20 protein-coding genes are annotated in these 21,153 nt (G+C 42.8%); 10 read left to right on the top strand and 10 right to left on the bottom strand.

The genetic code is table 11. The features are described 5' to 3' along the window. The first annotated feature begins 92 nt into the window (after positions 1 to 92). Complete coding sequence (locus L3V25_RS01870; protein ID WP_237293805.1) at positions 93 to 986, top strand: AraC family transcriptional regulator; 894 nt, start codon at positions 93 to 95, stop codon at positions 984 to 986. A 91-nt stretch (positions 987 to 1,077) separates the two neighbouring features. Here L3V25_RS01870 and L3V25_RS01865 read toward each other — a convergent pair whose 3' ends face one another. From L3V25_RS01865 to L3V25_RS01845, 5 genes are all read right to left on the bottom strand, one after another. Continuing rightward, positions 1,078 to 1,701: a hypothetical protein gene (locus L3V25_RS01865; RefSeq protein ID WP_237293804.1), complete on the bottom strand. Its 624-nt coding sequence runs from the start codon at positions 1,699 to 1,701 to the stop codon at positions 1,078 to 1,080. Positions 1,702 to 1,791: 90 nt separating this feature from the next. Further along, a complete protein-coding gene (cyoE, locus tag L3V25_RS01860; protein WP_237293803.1) occupies positions 1,792 to 2,835 on the bottom strand; it encodes a heme o synthase in 1,044 nt (347 codons plus the stop codon). Positions 2,836 to 2,869: 34 nt separating this feature from the next. After that, complete coding sequence (locus L3V25_RS01855) at positions 2,870 to 4,114, bottom strand: COX15/CtaA family protein (protein WP_237293802.1); 1,245 nt, start codon at positions 4,112 to 4,114, stop codon at positions 2,870 to 2,872. A 28-nt stretch (positions 4,115 to 4,142) separates the two neighbouring features. Continuing rightward, the gene (locus L3V25_RS01850; RefSeq protein WP_237293801.1) at positions 4,143 to 4,751 is read right to left on the bottom strand and encodes a hypothetical protein; all 609 of its coding nucleotides are present in this window, start codon (positions 4,749 to 4,751) and stop codon (positions 4,143 to 4,145) included. Positions 4,752 to 4,798: 47 nt separating this feature from the next. Continuing rightward, a complete protein-coding gene (locus L3V25_RS01845) occupies positions 4,799 to 5,698 on the bottom strand; it encodes an SURF1 family protein (RefSeq protein WP_237293800.1) in 900 nt (299 codons plus the stop codon). Positions 5,699 to 5,708: 10 nt separating this feature from the next. Between L3V25_RS01845 and L3V25_RS01840 the strand changes: the two genes are divergently transcribed. After that, the gene (locus L3V25_RS01840; protein ID WP_237293799.1) at positions 5,709 to 5,939 is read left to right on the top strand and encodes a DUF2909 domain-containing protein; all 231 of its coding nucleotides are present in this window, start codon (positions 5,709 to 5,711) and stop codon (positions 5,937 to 5,939) included. Between the two features lie 77 nt (positions 5,940 to 6,016). Here L3V25_RS01840 and L3V25_RS01835 read toward each other — a convergent pair whose 3' ends face one another. From L3V25_RS01835 to coxB, 4 genes are read right to left on the bottom strand one after another with little or no spacing between them, the layout of a single operon-like run. Beyond that, on the bottom strand, positions 6,017 to 7,000 hold the full coding sequence (locus tag L3V25_RS01835) for a cytochrome c oxidase subunit 3 (protein ID WP_237293798.1): 984 nt from the start codon (positions 6,998 to 7,000) through the stop codon (positions 6,017 to 6,019). A gap of 20 nt (positions 7,001 to 7,020) precedes the next feature. After that, positions 7,021 to 7,701, bottom strand: a complete 681-nt coding sequence (locus tag L3V25_RS01830; RefSeq protein WP_237293797.1) for a cytochrome c oxidase assembly protein — start codon at positions 7,699 to 7,701, stop codon at positions 7,021 to 7,023. An 18-nt stretch (positions 7,702 to 7,719) separates the two neighbouring features. Next, a complete protein-coding gene (gene ctaD / locus L3V25_RS01825; protein WP_027695526.1) occupies positions 7,720 to 9,336 on the bottom strand; it encodes a cytochrome c oxidase subunit I in 1,617 nt (538 codons plus the stop codon). Then, entirely contained in the window at positions 9,333 to 10,592 is a 1,260-nt protein-coding gene (coxB, locus tag L3V25_RS01820; RefSeq protein WP_237294327.1) for a cytochrome c oxidase subunit II, read from the bottom strand. The genes ctaD and coxB overlap by 4 nt, the downstream gene beginning before the upstream one ends. Before the next feature lie 605 nt (positions 10,593 to 11,197). Here coxB and sstT point away from each other — a divergent pair. From sstT to yghU, 8 genes are all read left to right on the top strand, one after another. Next, positions 11,198 to 12,436: a serine/threonine transporter SstT gene (gene sstT, locus L3V25_RS01815; RefSeq protein ID WP_237293796.1), complete on the top strand. Its 1,239-nt coding sequence runs from the start codon at positions 11,198 to 11,200 to the stop codon at positions 12,434 to 12,436. A gap of 179 nt (positions 12,437 to 12,615) precedes the next feature. Then, positions 12,616 to 14,151: an ABC transporter substrate-binding protein gene (locus tag L3V25_RS01810; RefSeq protein WP_237293795.1), complete on the top strand. Its 1,536-nt coding sequence runs from the start codon at positions 12,616 to 12,618 to the stop codon at positions 14,149 to 14,151. Then, positions 14,151 to 15,110: an ABC transporter permease gene (locus L3V25_RS01805; protein ID WP_237293794.1), complete on the top strand. Its 960-nt coding sequence runs from the start codon at positions 14,151 to 14,153 to the stop codon at positions 15,108 to 15,110. The genes L3V25_RS01810 and L3V25_RS01805 overlap by 1 nt, the downstream gene beginning before the upstream one ends. Continuing rightward, positions 15,110 to 15,889, top strand: a complete 780-nt coding sequence (locus L3V25_RS01800; protein WP_237293793.1) for an ABC transporter permease — start codon at positions 15,110 to 15,112, stop codon at positions 15,887 to 15,889. The genes L3V25_RS01805 and L3V25_RS01800 overlap by 1 nt, the downstream gene beginning before the upstream one ends. Then, positions 15,886 to 17,289 (top strand): ATP-binding cassette domain-containing protein, encoded by a 1,404-nt coding sequence (locus tag L3V25_RS01795; protein WP_237293792.1) that lies wholly within the window; start codon positions 15,886 to 15,888, stop codon positions 17,287 to 17,289. The genes L3V25_RS01800 and L3V25_RS01795 overlap by 4 nt, the downstream gene beginning before the upstream one ends. A 171-nt stretch (positions 17,290 to 17,460) precedes the next feature. Next, entirely contained in the window at positions 17,461 to 18,720 is a 1,260-nt protein-coding gene (locus tag L3V25_RS01790) for an MFS transporter (RefSeq protein ID WP_237293791.1), read from the top strand. A 2-nt stretch (positions 18,721 to 18,722) separates the two neighbouring features. After that, positions 18,723 to 19,397, top strand: coding sequence for a peptidoglycan DD-metalloendopeptidase family protein (locus L3V25_RS01785; protein WP_237293790.1), 675 nt, complete (start codon positions 18,723 to 18,725; stop codon positions 19,395 to 19,397). A 137-nt stretch (positions 19,398 to 19,534) separates the two neighbouring features. Next, positions 19,535 to 20,389: a glutathione-dependent disulfide-bond oxidoreductase gene (yghU, locus tag L3V25_RS01780; protein ID WP_237293789.1), complete on the top strand. Its 855-nt coding sequence runs from the start codon at positions 19,535 to 19,537 to the stop codon at positions 20,387 to 20,389. 63 nt (positions 20,390 to 20,452) lie between these two features. Here the strand turns inward: yghU and L3V25_RS01775 are convergent, their stop codons facing one another. Further along, positions 20,453 to 21,040, bottom strand: a complete 588-nt coding sequence (locus L3V25_RS01775; protein ID WP_237293788.1) for a hypothetical protein — start codon at positions 21,038 to 21,040, stop codon at positions 20,453 to 20,455. Positions 21,041 to 21,153: the final 113 nt, after the last annotated feature.

The following is a 21,153-nucleotide window of genomic DNA, read 5'->3' as shown; positions in this document are numbered from 1 at the left end:
TTCTTAAACACACTATAAATCTCACATCGAAATGATATAAGGCGAATTAATCGCTAAAACATGCCTATTTGTATCAAAAAGAAGAAAGCAACGTGATCAGACAACAAATCAAGCAGTTGATAGAAAATCATATCCATGAAGACGGTATGATCGAAACAGGAATTAAAGGCGTTCAGCTATTTAAGGTGACCAATGCGATTCCATGCGCTCCTGCGGTTTATGAACCAACGATCATTGTAATTATTAATGGCAAAAAAGAAGCCATATTAGATGGTCATCGACATATCTATGATAATAGTCAGTATTTATGTTGCTCGACTTCTATGCCGGTTGAAGCAGGCACACCAGAGGCTTCAGAGGATGACCCTCTACTCGGCATCTATATCTCGTTAGATACAAAAGTGATGACAGAGTTGGCCATTGAGATGGAAAAAACCGTTGGCGTCATCCGAAACACCAAAGACAAAACCACTCAGCAAAGCCTCACCTTAGCAAACTGGGACGAAAGCTTTTCTGATGCTTTATTACGCTTGCTACAAATCACTCAAGATACAACCGACACGGCTATTTTAGGCGAAAGTCGATTACAAGAATTGTATTATGCGGTGTTAAAGGGAGAGGCTGGAGTATCAGTCAGACGTGCGTTTGGGATTGGCAATGAAATTGCTCGCGCTATTGAGTATTTGTCTTACCGGTTAGGAGAAAGCGTCACGATTGATGATCTCGCTTCTCATGTAGGAATGAGCCGAGCGGTATTTCATCGAAAATTTAAACACGCTACCGGTATGTCTCCGATTCAATTTATGAAAGCAATGCGGTTAAACCGTGCAGCGATGAAGATAGCCGCAGGAATGAATGTAAGTGAAGCGGCAATGTCTGTTGGTTATGCCAGTTCCTCTCAATTTAGTCGTGAGTTTAAACGTATGTACGCTCAATCACCTAAACAGTGGAGCCAATCTAAAGAGCTGATTGAGAATATCGTTTAAGGAAATCCCACCGGTAAATAAGCAAGATAATAAGCAAAAAGCCTGCTATCAACTGAATAGCAGGCTTTCATTTTGTCGATGAAAAAGGGAATTAATTCTCTTGTTGAGCATCTTCCATTTTTTCTTGAACTTGCTCTTTCGTCTCTTGCGCTTGCTCAACTAGCTCATCTTTCTTCTCAGCTAATTGCTCTTTGGCTTCAACCAGTTGCTCTTTTTTCTCAAGCAGCTGTTCTTTATTTTCCATCAAAGCTTCTTTTTTGCTCGCTAATACATCAGCAATGCCCGCTAGGTTATCCGCTAACTGCTGGGCTTTATCTTCTGGGAATTTCTCTTGCAGCGTGGTTTTTAGCTTGGCTTTTAGATTCTCAAGCATCTCTTGTTTTTCTGAATCAGAAGCATCACGTAGTTTTGAAACCGTACCTGCAATTTGCTTTAACTCAGGGAATAAGTTGGCATCTTTTAACGGAGCAAGTAGTTTTACATCTTGCAGATTAGCGTTATCAACTTTGCTATCTAGGGTAGTTAGCAAGGTATCCACTTTATCTAACGTTTGCTCACCACGTTGGTATAGCGGTGCAATGGCTTCGTTTTCAGCAAAGCTTGTGATCTTATCGACGGTTAAAAATAGCAAGACCATGATGATCACAATCGGCAGTAGTAGCCCACTGAATAAACCGACAAAAAAGTTATTAAAGCCAGAACCAAAGCTTTTCATTGTTATTCCTTAAGAAATTGAAATTAAAAGTAACTTAACGTCAATGTTAACCGATCTTTTAAAAAACGCCTAAGTCTCAGGTTATCGAAGCTAACCAACAAGCACATAATGATCGACGAGTAAGGCAACAAATAGCCCCATCAAATGGTAAATAGAAAACTTAAAGGTTTGCATCGCGCTGTTCGGTTTAGGGAAGTATTTTAATTCACACGCTTTATAGACAAAGCCTAGGGATAATGCGGTAGAAGCTATCGCATACAGTACGCCACTCATGCCAAATAATACCGGCAAGGCACAAATCATCATTAGTAGTATGGTGTAAAGCAGTACGCTCGTTTTGGTGAATTCTACCCCGTGTGTGACCGGGAGCATTGGAATATCGGCTTTGGCATACTCGTCTTTACGGTGAATCGCTAGCGCCCAAAAATGCGGTGGTGTCCAAATGAAAATGATCATAACTAATAGCCAGGCGTGAGGATGAAGCTCGTTCGTCATGGCTGTCCAGCCTAATAATGGCGGCATCGCGCCGGCAATTCCGGCAATCACAATGTTTTGTGGCGTAGCTCGTTTCAAGTACAAGGTATAAATCACCGCATAGCCCACCAAACTAGCAAAAGTCAGCCAAGCGGTGAGCCCATTTACACCAAAATACAGCACCCAAAAGCCGACAATCCCAATCACACTGGCAAATAAAGCGACTTTCCAGTTTTGTAACTGCCCCGACGGTAAGGGGCGATTTTTAGTGCGCGCCATTAATCCATCAATTCGGCGATCAATTAAATGATTCAAAGCTGCCGCAGAGCCCGCCATTAAGCCAATGCCAAACAGCCCTAGTACTAATGGTTGCAAAGGCAGTTTTCCATCAAGCGATAAACACATTCCCACCAAAGCGGTAAGGAGCATTAACATTACCACTTTGGGTTTGGTGAGTGAGTAATACAAACGCCATTGAGCCAACCAATAAGACTTAGTACGTTGGCGAGCATGTTCAGAAAACGATCTTGGCTCAGAGGTGGAGTTATTGGAAATCGAAGGCATTGCTGAGTGATGGCCTGAAAGCTTCACCGAGATACGCTGACTCTCTCGTATCGGCTCCTGCTTTGGCGGAAAAGGAATTACATTAGACTTCGGCATCGTGACCTCCTAACGTTTAAATCAAGCCTCATAATCACTTTGATAATTTTGATTGTTCGGTGATGTGACTCGGCTTGGTGATCATTCTCATCTGAATATGATTTGCGGCTTGCCCTATGATTTTAGACTGATAGATTTTAGGCTGATAAGACAAGCGTAATTGGGTGCATATAAACACTATATTTAACAATAGCAGCGCTGCGACTAAATTGTGGCCAACCGCTAAAATAACAGGTAGATGCATCACAACATTGGCAATTCCTAAGCTAATTTGCAGCACAACCAAACCAACTAAACTCCAAGCGGCTCGATTAAGTGCACGACTTGATGAAAAGCGCACCAGCCGCCAAGCAAAAAACAATAATGTGATAGCGGTAATAATGGCACCGAAGCGATGCACTAAATGAATCGCCATCCGTGAGCCATAGTCTAAAACGCCAAACTCATAACTATCGCCACTCATCAATAACGGGTGCTGAAAAATAGTGAATGCGCCGCTTAAATTAAACGCTTGCCACCAATCGCCTTCACACAATGGCAGAGAAGTACAAACTAAAGCTGCGTAGTTAGATGACGTCCAACCGCCTAAAAAAATTTGTACGATGAGTACGCTAAGTGATAGCCAGCCCATTCTTTGTAATGAAAGGGTTTGTAATGAAAGCGCTCGTAATGAGGACTTTTGCAATGAGGATTTTGGTAATGAAGCTTTTCGGAATGAAGAAGCGGAATGTAAGCCTTGATAACTCAAGTTCTCTTGTGGTTGAGATCCATCCTTTGTTATTTCAGTACCTTGCTGCTGACAATAAGGCCGACTGACCAAATAAAACACCAGTAACAAACTGAGTAAGGCGAAACCACCAAATAGGTGAAGCACCACAATAATCGGCATCAATTTTAAGGTCACTGTCCACATACCTAGAGCGGCTTGGAACACCACCAACAAAGATAAAGCACTAGGCCAAACTTTCGGAATATTTGGCACTTTGAAGCTCACTACCAAAATCGCCGCAATCAATAAACCTAGAGTACCCGCGACATAGCGATGGATCATTTCAAGCCAAGCTTTATAAGGCTCAATAGTATGCCCAGGAAATAACGCCGAGGCTCGCATAATTTCATCATTTTTCATCGGTACATTGAGTTGACCATAACAACCGGGCCAATCAGGGCAACCAAGTCCAGCATCAGAAATTCGCGTGTAAGCGCCTAACACAATCACCACCAAAGTGAGGCCGATACTGAGCCGAATCAATTTGCTTAACAATGCCGAATAATTCATATCGCCCCCTAGCCTAATTTAACTGCGGTTAACCGACTCGTGATAGCTTCAATAGTTTGCGTAAATCAGCTAATAGCCCTTTAAGCTCATCAGATAGTTCATCCTGACTAGTCACTGTGGGATAACGCATCACCCATTGGCCGAGCGGATCAATCAATACAAAATCTTGCCCAGCAAAGCTCTTCATCTCAGGCTGTTCCCAAAGCTCTGGCGCCGCTAACAACACAAAGCCACTATTTTGTAATGCAGTTAAATCTTCTTCATTGGCGGCAATTACCACAGGCATGACTCGCGGCTGATCTTTACCTAGTGCAATATGGCTTTGCTTTAATAGGTGCAATTGTTGCTGACAAATTTCACCGCAATCTTGTGGCAATAAGTACGCCATTTGCCAGGTATGTCGTGCTGGGTTTGCTAACCGTAAATCTTGATAGTGCAGCTGTGAATCAATCAATACGCCATGATTAGTCACGCCAGATTGATACCAGTTCATCGATAAAATTAATTTCGCAGCAATCACTGGCAGGGCAAAAATCAACAGCATGATAAGCAATACTTTTTTTCCCGAACGAGGAGAGTAAGCCGTTTTTGCCAACGATGATTGATTCAATGCTGCTTCATGTTTTTTGTTATGCATAAATACGCTCATCTTGATCCCAAATTACTGTAAGTGATTCGTTGGATTTATTGATTTCTACTCTTTTCTTTTTTCACCTTTTTCGATGGCTTTCCTTGACGATAAGCAAACCAAAACGCTAACCCCAACAATACTGCCGACATCGAAAACCATTGCACCGCATATCCAAAATGACGTTTTGACTGCATAGGCAATGGCTGCCAAGGATGTGGTAAGTGCTTACTAACTGATGTTTCATTACTTTCTGTTAATCGTAAACCACCCGTGAAAAGCAAGGGCTGCATTGGCTGAATCACATAAGAAAATAAGCTCAGCTGCCTATCTAAAAACAAATGCTGAGGTAAATCTTCAAGCGATAAGTTTTGAATTCTTAACCCTAGACCATTGGTTATTTCCATCATTTCAGGCATCAAGCCTTGGCTCATCGGGTTGTCTTGTTTTCGATACAATCGCCCAACTATTGTTTGTGTTTGAGACGCTTGCTTTTGAAACGTTTGCGTCTGATGCCTTTGATTCTGACTAATACCAACCACTTCAGGTAATACTTGTCTGTCACGACCTGCAGGTATAAAGCCCAATTCAATCAACCCCACAATTTCAAAATCAGATTGCGGATCATTGGCTAATAAACGCACCGGCTGAAAAACCAGATAACCGACTTTCCCCTGCCAAGTTTGGTTATCCCAATACACTCGTTGCACTTTTACGTCATCAGTTAATGGCGCAATCCTTAGCGACAACTTCACACCTGTTGCTTCTTCACTAGGGCTCATTTGCCAATCTTCAATTGCTACAGGATTAGCGTCGGCTCTTAGCTGCAATTGCTGCTCCGTAGCCAATTTTTGGTTACCGCGATCTAATTGCCAAAAGCCTAATTTGACCATCACCGCAAACACGACCACAGTTAATAGCAATAAACCGATCTTTTTGATTCCCCACTTCGACACAGGAGTTGCTATGACACTCGTTTCCTTATTTAAATTAACGCTGGTGCTTCTGCTGTTGTTTGTCATTTTTAACCTCGGCAGAGCTTTATACTCAATGGTGAAATACGATCGAGACGATCCCAATGCGGTGCCTATGAGTCAGTTTCTAGGTAAACGTCTATTCATCTCCGTGATTGTGATTATGGTGTTGTTAATTGGATTAACGTCGGGATTAATCTCCCCCAACGATCGCCCTTACTAATCAGTGTTGAACAACCAAAACCTAGAAACTAGAAACTAGAAACTAGAAACTAGAAACTAGAAACTAATATCCCTAGGTCATAAAACATAGACAAAGATAAATAAACACAGCCATACCACATCGACAAAATGCCAATACCAACTCCCAGCTTGAAAAGCAAAATGATCGCGAGGAGTAAAGTGGCTAAAGGCAATTCTCGCTAATAGCACTATTAAAAAGATGGTCCCTAGGGTGACATGCAATCCATGAAATCCAGTTAGTAAGAAAAAGGTGTTGCCATAAATGCCAGATTGCAGCGTGAGGTTCATTTCTTGGTAAGCATGAATGTACTCTTCGGCTTGATAAAACAAGAAAGCGACCGCTAAAACAATGGTAATTTCTAGCCATATAATCAGTGCCGTACGTTGATTTTTTTCTAAGCTCAATTGTGAAAAGTGCAGCGTAATCGAAGAAGTTAGTAAGATAATGGTGTTCATTAAAGGTAAGCCTTGCCATGGCATTGCTTGGGTTTCTACTCCACTCGGCGTTTTCACCAAAGGCCAAATGGCTTCGAACGTTGGCCACAATACTTCGTTGGTCATCAGGTTATTAGACGCCCCACCAAGCCAAGGCACCGCGATCATTCTGGCGTAGAAAAGCGCACCAAAGAAGGCGGCAAAAAACATCACTTCGGAGAAAATAAACCAGCTCATGCCTTGGCGAAAAGAGCGTTCAATTTGATGTGAATATAAGCCCGACATCGACTCCTGGATCACATTACGAAACCACCCCACCAACATGATCAGCAAAACGATGATTCCTGCCAGTAGCACGAACCCACCAAAATGACTCAGCATACCTTTGGGTTGCATATACAGCCCCGCACCTACTGCTATCAAAAATAAAGCAAAGGCACCAACAATCGGCCAATTACTTTCTGATGGCACATAATAAATCTCTGGTTGATGAGAAGCCGGTTGGCGAGTAGAAGGTGCTTGGCTATAACCAGTTTGCTCAGAAACTGACGACCTAGTTTCTGGCTCTATGGCAGACGATTGAGATAATGGATTCGACTTATTCATCTGGCTCTCCTTAAAACAAGCTAGTTCAGCTCATTTGGCGATGAATGTGATGATTGAGCGAACGACTCTGGCGCTCCCCTGCTCAGACTTTGCATTGCATTTTTATTTTGATTTGGCTGAGACGATGATTTGCCGCTTTCCGTAATGTCATACAAAGTATAAGAAAGCGTTAATCGATTCACCGAACTCGGTAAGTCTTTATCTACATAAAAAATCACCGGTAGTTCCGCTTCGGTATTAGCTTGCAATGGCTGATGATTAAAACAAAAGCATTCAATTTTATTAAAGTGGGTCGCAGCCAATCCCGGTGCAACCGAAGGCACCGCCTGTCCAATCATCGCCACATTGGAATTATTCACCGCCCGATAACTGGTTCTGATCACTTGGCCGGGGTGAACATCCATCTGCGCTTGCACTGGCTCAAATTGCCACGGCATATTCGAGCTAACCTGAGACATAAATTGCACTCGTACCAATCGCGATGTATCGACTTGAATGCCTTGCGAACTGGCCGCTTCAGTATTGGTTTTGCCATTAATACCAAGTTGCTCGCACATAATGTCGTATAACGGAACAAGGGCGAATCCAAAACCAAACATGCCCACGACACTCAGCACTAAATAGCCAATCAGCTTTTTATTGCTCCAGGTCTTTGTACTACCCTGGCTCTTTTTACTACTCTGAATCTTTTGATCTGACATACCCCCTCCTATTTTTGGTTAATCAACCTTTGGAGGTGTTGAAAATGTGTGGTGAGGTGCAGGACTTGGCACTGTCCACTCCAACCCTTCTGCTCGTTCCCAAGGTTTCGCAACGGCTGCTTCGCCACCTCGGATACACTTAATCACTACCGCTAAGAACAACAACTGAGACAAGCCAAAAGCAAATCCGCCAATCGACACTATTTGGTTCACATCAGCAAATTGGATCGCGTAATCAGGAATTCGACGTGGCATGCCAGCCAAGCCTAAAAAATGCATCGGGAAGAACAGAATATTGACCGAGATAATCGATAACCAGAAATGCCACAAGCTCAAGGTTTGGTTGTACATGTGACCCGTCCATTTCGGTAGCCAGTAATAGGCCGCCGCCATGATCGAGAATACCGCTCCCGTCACCAGTACATAGTGGAAATGCGCCACCACAAAGTAGGTATCGTGATATTGGAAATCTGCCGGCACAATTGCCAACATCAGTCCAGAAAACCCACCAATGGTGAACAACACAATAAAGGCAATAGCAAACAACATTGGGGTTTCAAACGTTAGCGCTCCTCGCCACATGGTCGCCACCCAATTAAAGACTTTTACCCCAGTGGGCACCGCAATCAACATAGTGCAATACATAAAGAAGAGTTCGGCAAATACCGGCATACCGGTAGTAAACATGTGGTGCGCCCAAACCAAGAATGACAACAAAGCGATAGAACAAGTGGCGTACACCATCGAATGATAACCAAAGAGTTTTTTGCCGCTAAATGCAGGAATAATCGCTGAAATGATGCCAAATGACGGCAAAATCATAATGTACACTTCGGGATGCCCAAAGAACCAAAAGATATGCTGGAACATCACAGGATCGCCACCACCTGCCGCATCAAAGAAGCTAGTTCCGAAGTATTTATCGGTTAACACCATGGTGACCGCACCGGCTAATACTGGCATGACGGCAATTAATAAGAACGCGGTGATCAGCCAAGTCCAGACAAACATTGGTAGCTTCATCCAATCCATACCCGGCGCACGCATATTCACTATCGTCACGATCACATTAATCGCACCCATGATTGAACTGATCCCCATGATATGTACCGAAAAGACAAACAATGCGGTGCTATCAGAGCTGAACGTAGTCGAAAGTGGTGCGTAGAAAGTCCAACCAAAATCCGGTCCACCACCGGGCATAAACAACGAACCCAGTAAAATCAAAAACGCAAAAGGTAGGATCCAAAAGCTCAAGTTATTCATGCGAGGCAATGCCATATCCGGCGCGCCAATCATCATTGGGATCATCCAGTTTGCTAAGCCAGTAAAAGCCGGCATTACCGCACCAAACACCATGATCAGGCCATGAACGGTCGTCATTTGGTTAAAGAAGTGCGGATCGACCAACTGTAACCCCGGCTGAAATAGCTCCGCCCGAATCACCATCGCCATCGCGCCGCCGGTGAAGAACATGATCAAGCTGAACCATAAATACAAGGTGCCAATGTCTTTATGGTTAGTAGAATAAATCCAACGCTTTATGCCTTTCGCTGGCCCATGGTGATCGTGCTCGATATCAATATGATCGGCAGTATCGGTTGACGCATTTTGATAAGAAGGTGAAGGGTTCATTGTGCCTCCGGTTGACTATCCATAGCCTCTGATGTTGCCTTGCTGTTCGATGTCGCACTTGTGTCTGGCGTAGCATTTGTCTCAGGTACTGCATTTTCTTCAGATGAAGACGAGCTTTGCGTACTGTCTTGAGTATTATTTTTATCTGGTAAAGTGCCGGTAGTAAGTACTTGCTTTATGTCTGAAGCCTGTACAGCATCGCCTGTATCATTACCCCAAGCATTACGCTCATAGGTTACAACCGCCGCCAATTCTTCTTCATTTAATTGATCAGCAAACGCCTGCATGGCCGTGCCCGCTTTACCATTGATGACAATATCGATGTGCGGCAATAAATCTCCAGTGGCAATTGGGCTGCCTTTCATCGCAGGGAAAACATTCGCCATGCCCTCACCGTTAACCTGATGACACACTGCGCAACGGTCGTTATAGACTTTTTCCCCTAACGCCATTAATTCATCCATGCTCAAGGTTTTGCCCAACGCTTTTTCCTGTTCCGCTTTTTTGGCGGCAGCCATTTGTTCTTGCTTGGCTAGCCAAATATCGAATTCATCTTCTGGTAAAGCTTGTACCACGATCGGCATAAACCCATGGTTACGACCACACAGCTCCGCACATTGACCACGATAAATGCCGGGCTTATCAATTTTGGTCCAAGCTTCATTAATAAAACCGGGAACTGCATCTTTCTTCACTGCAAAATCAGGAACCCACCATGAGTGAATCACATCGTCAGACGTCATCAGAAAACGTATCTTGCGATTAGTTGGCACCACCAGCGGATTATCAACTTCGAGTAGATAATGCTCGCCTTTTTGTTCACTACCTTCAATTTGTTTCTGGGAAGTCGTTAAGAAGCTATAGAACGCCACATCATGATTGAAATAGCGGTAATGCCATTTCCACTGCGAACCAGTGACGGTAATCGTGAGATCATCTTGCGAGGTATCTTCCATCGCAATTAACGTTTTAGTAGCAGGAATAGCCATCAATACGAGGATAATGATGGGAATGATAGTCCAAATAATTTCGACTTTAGTACTTTCGTGAAAATGCGCCGCTTTGACGCCTCGGGATTTTCGATGACGAATGATCGAATAAAACATCACACCAAACACCACCACACCAATAGCGCAGCAGATGTAAAAAATCAGCATATGTAGGTCATACACCTTGCCACTGATTTCGGTGACACCTTGGGTGAGGTTTAGTCGTGTTTCGGATGGGGTAGCAATCATCGGAACAAACAGCAGCATCCCGATAAACGCACGAATCGCTAGGCGCAGAGAAAAGCGTCTATCGCCAGAATCCGCGATAAGATAAGCAACAACATTAGTCCATGATCGAATCAAGATGCCCCCTCGTCCTTGCAATATTTTTATTGTTATTGAGGAGCAAAAAGCACACAGATACACCTAGTGAGCATAAGCTCCAACATGTTTAAGCAACATGGAATCATGGTGATGGTGTCATCAGGCAAAATTGGCACCACACCACGTTATACTTTTAGTCGTTCATAACGGGTACGGCTTTTCTAAGCTTTCAAATCAGCTAGATACATCTAAAGCTAGTTAGTGTTTTAAATTTGTTCAAGAAATAAACAGTATCAATATTCAAACTGTGAACACAAAACCAACAAAAAAGTTTTTCTCGCGTTCATTTAGTGTGCTATAAACCTGCGCAACATTTATTTAACAATATATATGCACACCAAAATGCATCAATTGTTAATTCTTGTACTGATATTCTCGCTTTCTAGTAGACAGATTCACTACAGAAGCTATGATGGTTCAGCCTAGAAGCTACTAGGCCGGTCAAACAGGATTTTTGACTGACAATAAAACATAAAACAGGCTTAAATATGCAAAACAACAACTCATTGATTTATCGATTGGCCAATGGCAATTTGGTACTGCAAATTTTAGTGGGTATTATTGCAGGTGTTGCACTTGCTATGATCTCTCCTTCAGCAGCAACTAGTATGTCTATTTTTGGTAGCCTATTCGTAGGCGCACTAAAAGCCATCGCACCTATCCTAGTTTTCGTTTTGGTTGCCGCATCTATTGCCAGCCAAAAGAAAGACTCAAGCAGTAACATGCGTCCAGTGGTAACACTTTATCTTGTCGGCACCTTTTTAGCGGCCCTAACAGCAGTACTAATGAGCTTTGCTTTTCCAACATCGCTTACCTTAGTAAATGCAGCAACAGGCACTACGCCTCCAGAAGGCATTGGTGAAGTATTAAATACTCTACTATTCCAAATTGTAGATAACCCAGTAAACGCATTAGTTAACGCAAACTACATCGGCATTCTTGCTTGGTCTGTTGGTTTAGGTTTAGCGCTTCGTCATGCGAATACCGCAACCAAAGATATGTTCAGCGATATCAGCCACGGTGTTTCTGCCGTTGTTCGCTTTATCATTCGTCTTGCGCCAATTGGTATCTTCGGTCTTGTTGCGACTACGTTTGCAACAACAGGCTTTAGTGCGATTGCAGGTTACGCTCAACTACTCGCGGTTCTACTTGGTTCAATGGCAATTATCGCTTTAATTGTGAATCCATTACTTGTTTTCCTAAAAACGAAACAAAACCCATATCCGTTGGTATTCCAATGCTTACGTGAAAGTGGTGTAACGGCATTCTTCACTCGCTCAAGTGCTGCGAACATTCCAGTTAACATGGCGTTATGTGAAAAACTAAAACTGAATGAAGATACTTACTCGGTATCGATCCCACTAGGTGCAACCATTAACATGGGCGGCGCAGCGATTACGATCACTGTATTAACGCTTGCTGCAGTAAACACTCTTGGTATTCAAGTTGATCTACCAACAGCGGTTCTACTAAGCCTAGTAGCTGCGGTTTCAGCTTGTGGCGCATCTGGTGTTGCTGGTGGCTCTCTACTACTTATCCCACTAGCATGTAGCTTGTTCGGTATTTCAAACGACATCGCAATGCAAGTTGTAGGTGTAGGCTTTATCATTGGTGTTATCCAAGATTCAGCAGAAACAGGCCTAAACAGCTCTACAGACGTGGTATTCACTGCCGCAGTATGTCGCGCCGAAGAAGCTCAAGCCGCGGCACAATCTAGCCAAGCTTAGGTTTCTTAAAACATCCTAGAAAATAAAAATGGCCAACTGAGTATTCAGTTGGCCATTTTTATTCCTATCATTCAAATACCTACCTTCTGGGTAACATTTCGATACATACCTTAATTGAAAATCACTTGATATGTTATAACATAACAGTAACTTTTCGTTAATTAATAAGAATGTGCCGTATGTTTAATATCAAATTTCCTTTATTGCTTGCTTGTGTTTGTTTATCGAGCATCCCTTTAGCTCAAGCTGAACCTAACCGTTCAAATACCCTATCTATTGCTGGAAGCTTAGAGTTTACCAATATTGATCCTTCATCAAATGGTTACTTATTTACTCGCATGCAAGTTACCGAAACCCTGCTTAGCGTTAGCTCAAAAGGCGAATTGTTACCCGGCTTAGCCAAAAGTTACCAAGTCAGTGATGATCATAAAACTTGGCGATTCACTTTAGAGAAAAATGTCACTTTCCATGACGGAAAAGCCATGGATGCTAAAGCGGTTGTCAATAGCTTACAAGTTGCTTGGCAAAAGCATGGCCCATTAAAAAGGGCCCCAATAGAAAAAATTGAAGCTATTGGCAATGATCAAATCGCCATTATATTAACTCAGCCTTATCGATCATTAGCCGCGATACTGGCACATTATTCTACCGTGATTGTTAGCCCAAGCGCTTATGATGAAGCAGGAAAACTAAATCAGTTATATGGTACGGGCCCTTATAAAGTACTCACTCTAGCTCCACCACATAAACTGACCGTAGAAAAATTTGATCATTACTGGAATAAGCCTGCCAACATTCAATACGCTACCTATTTAACTGGCCACAGAGCAGAAAGCCGCGCGTTACAAGCCACCAGCGGGCAAGCCGATATTGCTTTTGAATTGTCACCAACCAGCGTGATGCGAATGAAAATGCAACCACAGATCAAAGTACATGAATATTCCATCCCGCGGACTTTAGTACTAAAACTAAATGCAGGTGATCCACTCCTTAACACTAAAGACACTCGCCAAGCATTAAGCTTTGCCATTAATCGCCAAGGCATTGCAACTGGCGTTTTGCGTACACCTGGTGCCGAAATCGATCAGTTATTACCTGCCGCCATTGGTGACTGGTATCTTCCTCAATATGCTAAGCCCAATTATGATCAAGACCAAGCACAACAATTACTTGCCAAGCAAGGCTGGAAAAAAGATAGCCAAGGCATACTCACTCTCGATGGTAAAAGCTTTGAACTGACACTTATTACTTATGCTGACCGACCTGAACTTACGAGCGTAGCAACCGCTTTACAAGATCAATGGCGTCAAATTGGAGTAAAACTTAATATTAATATTACCAACTCCAGTGCAATTCCAGCAGGTCACAACGATGGGTCATTACAAGTTGCTTTGATGGCACGTAATTATGGTGTGATTGCCGACCCTCTCGCAGTTTTAAGTAATGACTTCTCACCACAAGGTGGAGACTGGGGAGCGATGAATTGGAGCGATAGCAAATTATCCGATTTATTTAACACCTTAAATTTGACCAACGATAAAACTAAATATCGTCAACTTGCTCAACAAGCATCAGAGCATATTTATCAGGGTTACGCTTTATTGCCTATTGCTAGCTATACCCAACATATTGCCGTCAGTACTCGTATTAAAGGCTTCACTTTCGACCCTTATGAGCGAGACTTTAAACTCAATCAAATGACGTTTGAACAATAATGTTAAATATTTTCTATCAACGCTTTCTGCAGCTTATCGCCGTAATTTTATCGGTCGGCGGGCTTACTTATTTATTGATGCGCTCGCTACCCGGTGATATGGCCTATCGACTCGCGGCCAGTCGCTATGGGCAAGATAATGTGAATGCAGAAGCGGCGGAATTTATTCGCCAAGAACTCAATTTAGATCAAAGTGGTTGGCAAAGCTTCATACAATGGTTAATTGATCTAGTCCAATTTAACTTTGGCAATTCATTAGTCAGCGGTGAGCCGGTTTTGGCAATCATTGAACATCAGATTTATCACTCCATGCTATTAGCGGGAGCTGGTATGTTGTTATCGATAATTTTCGCCATTCCACTAGGGTTGATCAGTGCTCGTTTTCCACTAATTAGCAATCCTATTATTTTAGGGCTTTCAACCTTACTCCGTTCCTTACCTGTGTTTGTCATTGGGTTAGGTTTAATCACCTTATTTGCTATTCACTGGGCGTGGTTTCCTGTGGCGGGTTTTGGCACTAGCGCACACTTAGTTCTTCCAGCATTAACATTAGCGATAAGCCTAGCCGCAGCTTCCAATCGCATTGTTTATCACTCGGCTGCTAGAGTATTTAAGTCTCCATTTTATCGATACGCACAAACAAAAGGGTTAAGGCCTACAACAACTTTCCGTCGTCATGGCATCATTAATATTGCCTTACCTGTTGTAGCCTATTGGGGGGTGCAATTAGTCATGGTGTTAGAAGGTGTGGTCATGATTGAATCTTTGTTCTCTTGGCCGGGAGTGGGCCATGGTTTAGCTCACGCTATCTTCGCCCGTGATATTCCAGTGATTCAAGGAACCGCTATTTGTCTTGGTATCGTCTTTGTCATACTCAATACGGCTAATGATTTACTGTGCCGTGCGCTCGATCCCCGCTCAACTCAAGCAGAAAGTAATAAACAAGGAGCTTTCGCTTAATGCACTCATACTCTCAAAAAATAGCGTTTGGGTTGTTATTCTTATTAGGTCTAATCGCACTATTTGGCCCTTGGGTCATCAGTATAGATCCTAATCAACAGAATTTAATGGCTATTTTATTACCACCAGGTAGCGAACATTGGCTTGGTACCGATCAATATGGCCGTAGCATGTTAAGCCGTTTAGCTTATGCATTGCGTTTATCGCTCACAATGGCAATCATTTGTGTGGTCACCTCTGCATGTATTGGATGCGTGTTAGGCATTGTTGCTGGCTGGAAAGGCGGTTGGATAGATAGATCGTTTTCAATACTCGTTAATATTCTATTAGCACTGCCTGCATTAGTCATCGTATTACTCTTAGCGGCGATGATGCCAGGCTCCTTTGCCGCACTTTACTTTGCCATATCACTGGTACAATGGGTTGAGTATTTCCAGCTTTCTCGTACCACAACTCGTAAAGTAATGGCCAATGAAGCGGTGCAAAATTCGCGTTTATTAGGCTTTAACCAATGGTATATCATCCGTCGTCATTTATGGCCTGAGCTTACCGCTCCCGTCATGACCATCGCCTCTTTTGGTGCTGCCAACGCTATTTTATACATGGCATCACTTGGGTTTATTTATGTTGGCATCCAACCACCAACCAGCGAACTTGGGTTAATGATTGTCGAGCTCTTTCCTTATTACAGCGAAGCCCCTTGGTTATTAATTCAACCTATTGTACTCATCGCACTGCTCATCATGAGTTTTCACCTATTAACAGGAAGTAAAAGATGACAGCCTTTTTAGAAGTTCAAAGCCTGACCATCAAACATGGTGAAATAAAATTAGTCACCGATATTTCATTTTCTTTACAAGATAACACACCACTAGTGGTTCTTGGGCAAACAGGCTCAGGTAAAAGCCTATTGCTAAAATTCATTATGGGAACTCTTGAAGATAACCTGACATTCAATGGTAAGCTATTGATTAAAGGTGAAGAAATCAGTTGGAAACAACGGAAAAGTCTATGGGGGGAAACATTAGCGTTACTGCCCCAAGAACCATCACAAAGTTTGAGCCCATTAATGAAAGGCGCTCAACAGGTCAGTGAAGTTTTGCAATTTGTACAAGGCAAACCCAAATCACAAGCGCAGCAAGAATCGGTGTATTCACTTACTCAATATGGGTTAGGTGAACATATCCAAAAACGTCCTTATGAACTGTCTGGAGGAATGGCACAACGACTATCCATGTGTATCGCTAGATCTAATAATAGTGATATTTTCTTAGCTGATGAGCCAACGAAAGGTCTCGATGTCAATCGTCGCGATGATATAATCCATCACTTAAAATCACGCGCGAGTCTCGGTGGCTTACTTGTAGTCACTCATGATATTGATGTAGCAAAAGGGCTTGGCGGCAGAATGTTGGTCATGCAAAATGGTAACGCCATTGAACAAGGTGACACCGATTCTTTACTATCCAATGCCCAACATCCTTATACCCAGGCACTGATCACAGCAGAGCCGGACAAGTGGGATAAACCTTTCATATCAAATTCAAAATCTAAGCCGATTTTAAAAATAAACAACCTTAGCCTACACCGAGGCTCTCAACGCTTATTTGAACAACTGAATTTTCAACTACATGCTGGTGAAGTGATTGGCGTTGTAGGCGATAGTGGTTGTGGTAAAAGTAGCTTAGGTGACGCTATTTTAGGTCAGTTAGAGATAGAATCTGGCAACATTGAGTATCTCGCCGAATGTGGATCTTCCGCGCTATATCCTACTTCTAAAGCAAAATGGCTAAAGTTGTTTCAAGATCCCATCGCTTCACTCCCTAGCCAAGCAACACTGGGTCAATTACTCAATGATCTCGTGACATTACATAAGCTGGATGAAACTCAAATTCCAGAGATGATGGCAACGCTACGTTTAAAACCTAAGCTCCTCAATCAAAAACCGCATCAAGCATCAGGGGGAGAACTGCAACGGTTCGCAATTTTACGAACCTTACTGCTCAAGCCAATCTTTTTGTTTGCCGATGAACCGACAGCGCGACTCGACCCAATTGTAGCAAAGGAGGTTTCAATCATGTTGGTTTTGCTAGCAAAGAAGCAAGGATGTGGCATGTTGATAGTCAGTCATGATCCCCAACTGATCCACGCTGTCTCTGATAGCGTCATTCAACTCTAAAAAGCTAACAAGGGTGGCGGAGCCTTTCGTTACCCTTACTACCTTGCATTTGCATAAAAAGCGCAATTCACCTTGAATGTGACTTTGTTTGCAATCATCAATGCATATTGATAATAAATAGCATTCCCAATGGCGAGCCAGTAAAATGGCCTCATCATTTAGGAGAATGCAATGACCAACCAAGCCGTACGACCACTTGTCAAACTACCGAAAGCCACCCTTTTCGCTTTATATTTCATTATCTTTCTAGGTTCGGCGGGGTTCTTCATTACCATTCCGGCTTATGTGAATTTGTTTTTAACTGATCACTCTCTGGCGATAGCTCAAGCGATGCCATTGGAAGATAGACGTACATTATTTGGTACGGTCATGTCAGCCGCGCCTTTTATCTCGATGTTTTTTACACCGTTTATCGCTCGCTTTGCGGATCGTTACAGCCGTAAAGTGGTGATGGCATTGTGTTTGGTGGTAGCGGCAATCGGCTTTGTGATGCCGGTATATGCGATTATTGCAGGTTCAGTGGCCTTGTTGTTTGCAGGTAATATGATCAACAGTTTGGGCTCGGCAAGCCAGCCTATTGCTCAAGCGATTTTGGCCGATAATAGCCAGGGAAAAACCAAAGCAACCTTAATGAGTTTTGTGGCTGTAGTAATGACGGCGGCAATGTCTTTTGGTCCAGCACTTGGGAGTAAACTTACTGCGCTCTATGGCCCTCAAGCCCCTTTTTATGCTTGTTTATTGATTGCGGTGGTTTGTTTTATTTTGCTACACATCATCCAACTACCAAAGCAAGCCTCTCCCAAACAGGCTACTTTAAAACAAGAAAGTCCATTCTCGTTAGCGGCGCCATTATCACGTAGTCAAAAAGGTTTGTTGCCTTGTTTGGCTATTATCTTTATTTGCCAGTTCAGTTGGAGTTTATATTTCCAAAATATCTCTTTTATTCTGCCGCAAAAATGGCAACTGGCAGTAGAAGGTGAATTTTACCAATACTTCATGTTGGCAATTGGCATCGTGATGATTGCGTCTTTGCTGTTTGTTCCCCGTCTGTTACTCACCTGGATGCCACTTAGGCGCGCGCTAAAATCGGTGTTAACTGGTGCAGGCATAGGCATGATTTTACTGGCGATCACACCGACGCCAGCCACTCACGTTATCGCCATGGTTTGGACATCGATTATGGTGGCGTCTTCGTTTCCTTTATACATTACGGCGTTGTCAGATCGTGCCAGTGATGGTGACCAAGGTTGGGCGATGGCGTTATCAAGTGCCATGGTCGGTTTAGCGTGGACATTAACCGGCTATCTCACGGCTATTTTCGTCAATATTGATTTAATGCTGCCGACCTTTATTGCAGCGGTTGGTTATACGGTGGCTATGATACTAGTACCCCGTCAATCACCAGTAGAACTACAAGAGGCGAAAGCGTAATCATGACTTTTGAATCTGTTCTTAAAAATCATCAATTTCATCCTGTTCTGGATAGTAAGTATCAGTTTGGTAAAGGGCTGATTGTCGACCTGTCACCAAGTAGCGATATCTGGTACAAGGTGAATGAACAGCATGACTTTTCAGCAGAAATAAAAAGACAGGTGGCTGAAACTAGTGCAGTAGTCGAGATTGGTCGTTATGCGGAACAACGTATGATTTATCAAGATACCGATAACTTTTCGGGTAGTGAATCTCGTACGCTACATATTGGGATTGATCTTGGTATCCCAGCTGGAAACTGCGTTTTCGCACCATTAGAAGGTGAAGTGTTTGGGTTTGCTAACCACCAGCAACAAGGCGATTACGGCCCAACTATCATTTTGCGTCATGAGCTAGAAGGTTATGTATTTCACACGCTTTATGGTCATTTAGCGGCATCATCATTAAATAACCTCCAACGTGGGCAAATCATTAAAGCTGGTGGAGCGTTCGCGACTATTGGTGATACTCATGAAAATGGCGGTTGGGCATCGCACCTACACTTTCAAATCATCCGTGATATGGCAGAGTATCAAAATGATTACCCCGGCGTAGTCGATCCCATTCACGCAAGTTTCTACCTCAAAAATTGCCCAAATCCTAATTTGATTCTTAAGCGTGAAGATTTAGCTATATAAAAACTCTCTTTTTAATAACTAAGAGATCTGAACAAAATCACGGAAAAAGTCTGTCTATCCTTTTAATCTGAAAAAACAGCCTAATATCTAAATAAGATAATCAAAAATAGATGTAGCACTCAACAAAAGGGAAGATGATGACGAACAAATATATTCCACCGAAAGTTTGGACCAATGAACAGCAAGGTGGCACTTGGGGTAGTATTAACCGCCCAGATTCTGGCGCGCGTTTTGAACGAGAACTACCAGTCGGTCAGCACCCAATTCAGCTGTATTCAATGGGTACGCCAAATGGCCAAAAAGTCACGATTTTGCTCGAAGAGTTGCTGGCAAAAGGCGTCACCGAAGCTGAATACGATGCGTTTCTGATTAAGATTGGCGATAGTGATCAGTTTTCTTCTGGTTTTGTTGAAGTGAATCCAAACTCCAAGATTCCAGCGTTAGTTGATCGTAGTGGTGATTCACAGATCAATGTCTTTGAGTCGGGCTCTATCCTGCTGTATCTTGCCGAGAAATTTGGCCACTTCATTCCAAGTAACATTGAAGACCGGACTAAGGTATTAAACTGGCTGTTCTGGCTGCAAGGCTCTGCGCCATATTTAGGTGGTGGTTTCGGCCATTTCTATCACTATGCGCCAGAAAAATATGAGTACCCTATCAATCGCTTTACCATGGAAGCGAAACGCCAACTAGATGTACTCGATAAGCAACTAGCCAACAATACTTACATTGCGGGTGAAGAGTACAGCATTGCTGATATTGCAATCTGGCCTTGGTATGGCAACTTGGTACTAGGCAATGCCTACAATGCCGCTGAGTTTTTAGATGTTCAAAGTTACACGCATGTTCAGCGTTGGGCAAAAGCAGTATTAGAACGCCCTGCTGTTCAACGTGGCCGTATCGTCAATAAACCGATGGGCGAAGCTTGGGAAGCCATTGAAGAGCGTCATAGCGCCGAAGATATTGATAAAGCGCTGAGTTTGAAGCCTTAAGTTAATCGAGTATACGTTTGAAATATCATCCCCCAATGGCATTACTGTTGGGGGATTTTTTAATTAGAACTTATCCGAATCAACTATAAAGTCATTATTAGTATTAACTTTAATTTCTTTGGTTGTTTCAGTCGCATTCAATTTGACTAAAGGAGTAAAACGATAAATAACATCGTAAGCACTTTCTATAGAGTTATTCCCTGTTAATGAAATGACATTATTAGATTTCCAGCCCCATAACTTTGCAGTGCCTACTATATCTTTAAGTATCCACTTGCTAAATGTATTGCCTGAATTTGGATAGTTGGTCACTTCCATAAACTCGCCGTATTTACTTGTTAACGAACGAACAAGGCTGTCATAAAAATATCGTTTTTCTTCCTTTGTATTTTGCATAATCATAAAGCGAGCCTGAACTTTATAAAGCAGCTGAGACTGTTGAGTGAAATGCAGTGTAACCCTGACTTTCTTCCCTGCTATTTCCGAAAAATATGAATAGGCTCTAGCTGAAGGATCTCGATTCAAAATCCTTTCATTATATTGGGTACCAAGCAATATATTATTTGAGCCCATTGGTAGGTTTCGACGTTTTGCTTCTGCCTTTACCGCAATAATATTCATCCCATACTGCCAACCATCAAATGCAGACACTCCGTTACCATAATTAAAATCTTCCGCACAAGGCGACGATTGAAAAACCAGGCTATCTCCTTCGCCACACTGATAGATTTTCGCAGCATTGGCAGAACTCGATATAAGCAATA

Source organism: Vibrio sp. CK2-1 (genome assembly GCF_021726515.1).
GTDB lineage: Bacteria > Pseudomonadota > Gammaproteobacteria > Enterobacterales > Vibrionaceae > Vibrio.
The sequence above is the reverse complement of the archived record's forward strand: the minus strand, read 5'-3'. Positions and strand labels throughout refer to the sequence as shown.

Bases quoted from the DNA above. Each gene is read 5' to 3' on its own strand.
- L3V25_RS01850 (WP_237293801.1), bottom strand. From the start codon at position 4,751: ATGCATAACAAAAAACATGAAGCAGCATTGAATCAATCATCGTTGGCA.
- L3V25_RS01800 (WP_237293793.1), top strand. From the start codon at position 15,110: ATGCACTCATACTCTCAAAAAATAGCGTTTGGGTTGTTATTCTTATTA.
- L3V25_RS01810 (WP_237293795.1), top strand. From the start codon at position 12,616: ATGTTTAATATCAAATTTCCTTTATTGCTTGCTTGTGTTTGTTTATCG.
- L3V25_RS01855 (WP_237293802.1), bottom strand. From the start codon at position 4,114: ATGAATTATTCGGCATTGTTAAGCAAATTGATTCGGCTCAGTATCGGC.
- L3V25_RS01785 (WP_237293790.1), top strand. From the start codon at position 18,723: ATGACTTTTGAATCTGTTCTTAAAAATCATCAATTTCATCCTGTTCTG.
- yghU (WP_237293789.1), top strand. From the start codon at position 19,535: ATGACGAACAAATATATTCCACCGAAAGTTTGGACCAATGAACAGCAA.
- ctaD (WP_027695526.1), bottom strand. From the start codon at position 9,336: ATGAACCCTTCACCTTCTTATCAAAATGCGTCAACCGATACTGCCGAT.
- cyoE (WP_237293803.1), bottom strand. From the start codon at position 2,835: ATGCCGAAGTCTAATGTAATTCCTTTTCCGCCAAAGCAGGAGCCGATA.
- L3V25_RS01865 (WP_237293804.1), bottom strand. From the start codon at position 1,701: ATGAAAAGCTTTGGTTCTGGCTTTAATAACTTTTTTGTCGGTTTATTC.
- coxB (WP_237294327.1), bottom strand. From the start codon at position 10,592: ATGCTGCTGTTTGTTCCGATGATTGCTACCCCATCCGAAACACGACTA.
- L3V25_RS01790 (WP_237293791.1), top strand. From the start codon at position 17,461: ATGACCAACCAAGCCGTACGACCACTTGTCAAACTACCGAAAGCCACC.
- L3V25_RS01795 (WP_237293792.1), top strand. From the start codon at position 15,886: ATGACAGCCTTTTTAGAAGTTCAAAGCCTGACCATCAAACATGGTGAA.
- L3V25_RS01805 (WP_237293794.1), top strand. From the start codon at position 14,151: ATGTTAAATATTTTCTATCAACGCTTTCTGCAGCTTATCGCCGTAATT.
- L3V25_RS01840 (WP_237293799.1), top strand. From the start codon at position 5,709: ATGACACTCGTTTCCTTATTTAAATTAACGCTGGTGCTTCTGCTGTTG.
- L3V25_RS01830 (WP_237293797.1), bottom strand. From the start codon at position 7,701: ATGTCAGATCAAAAGATTCAGAGTAGTAAAAAGAGCCAGGGTAGTACA.
- L3V25_RS01835 (WP_237293798.1), bottom strand. From the start codon at position 7,000: ATGAATAAGTCGAATCCATTATCTCAATCGTCTGCCATAGAGCCAGAA.
- sstT (WP_237293796.1), top strand. From the start codon at position 11,198: ATGCAAAACAACAACTCATTGATTTATCGATTGGCCAATGGCAATTTG.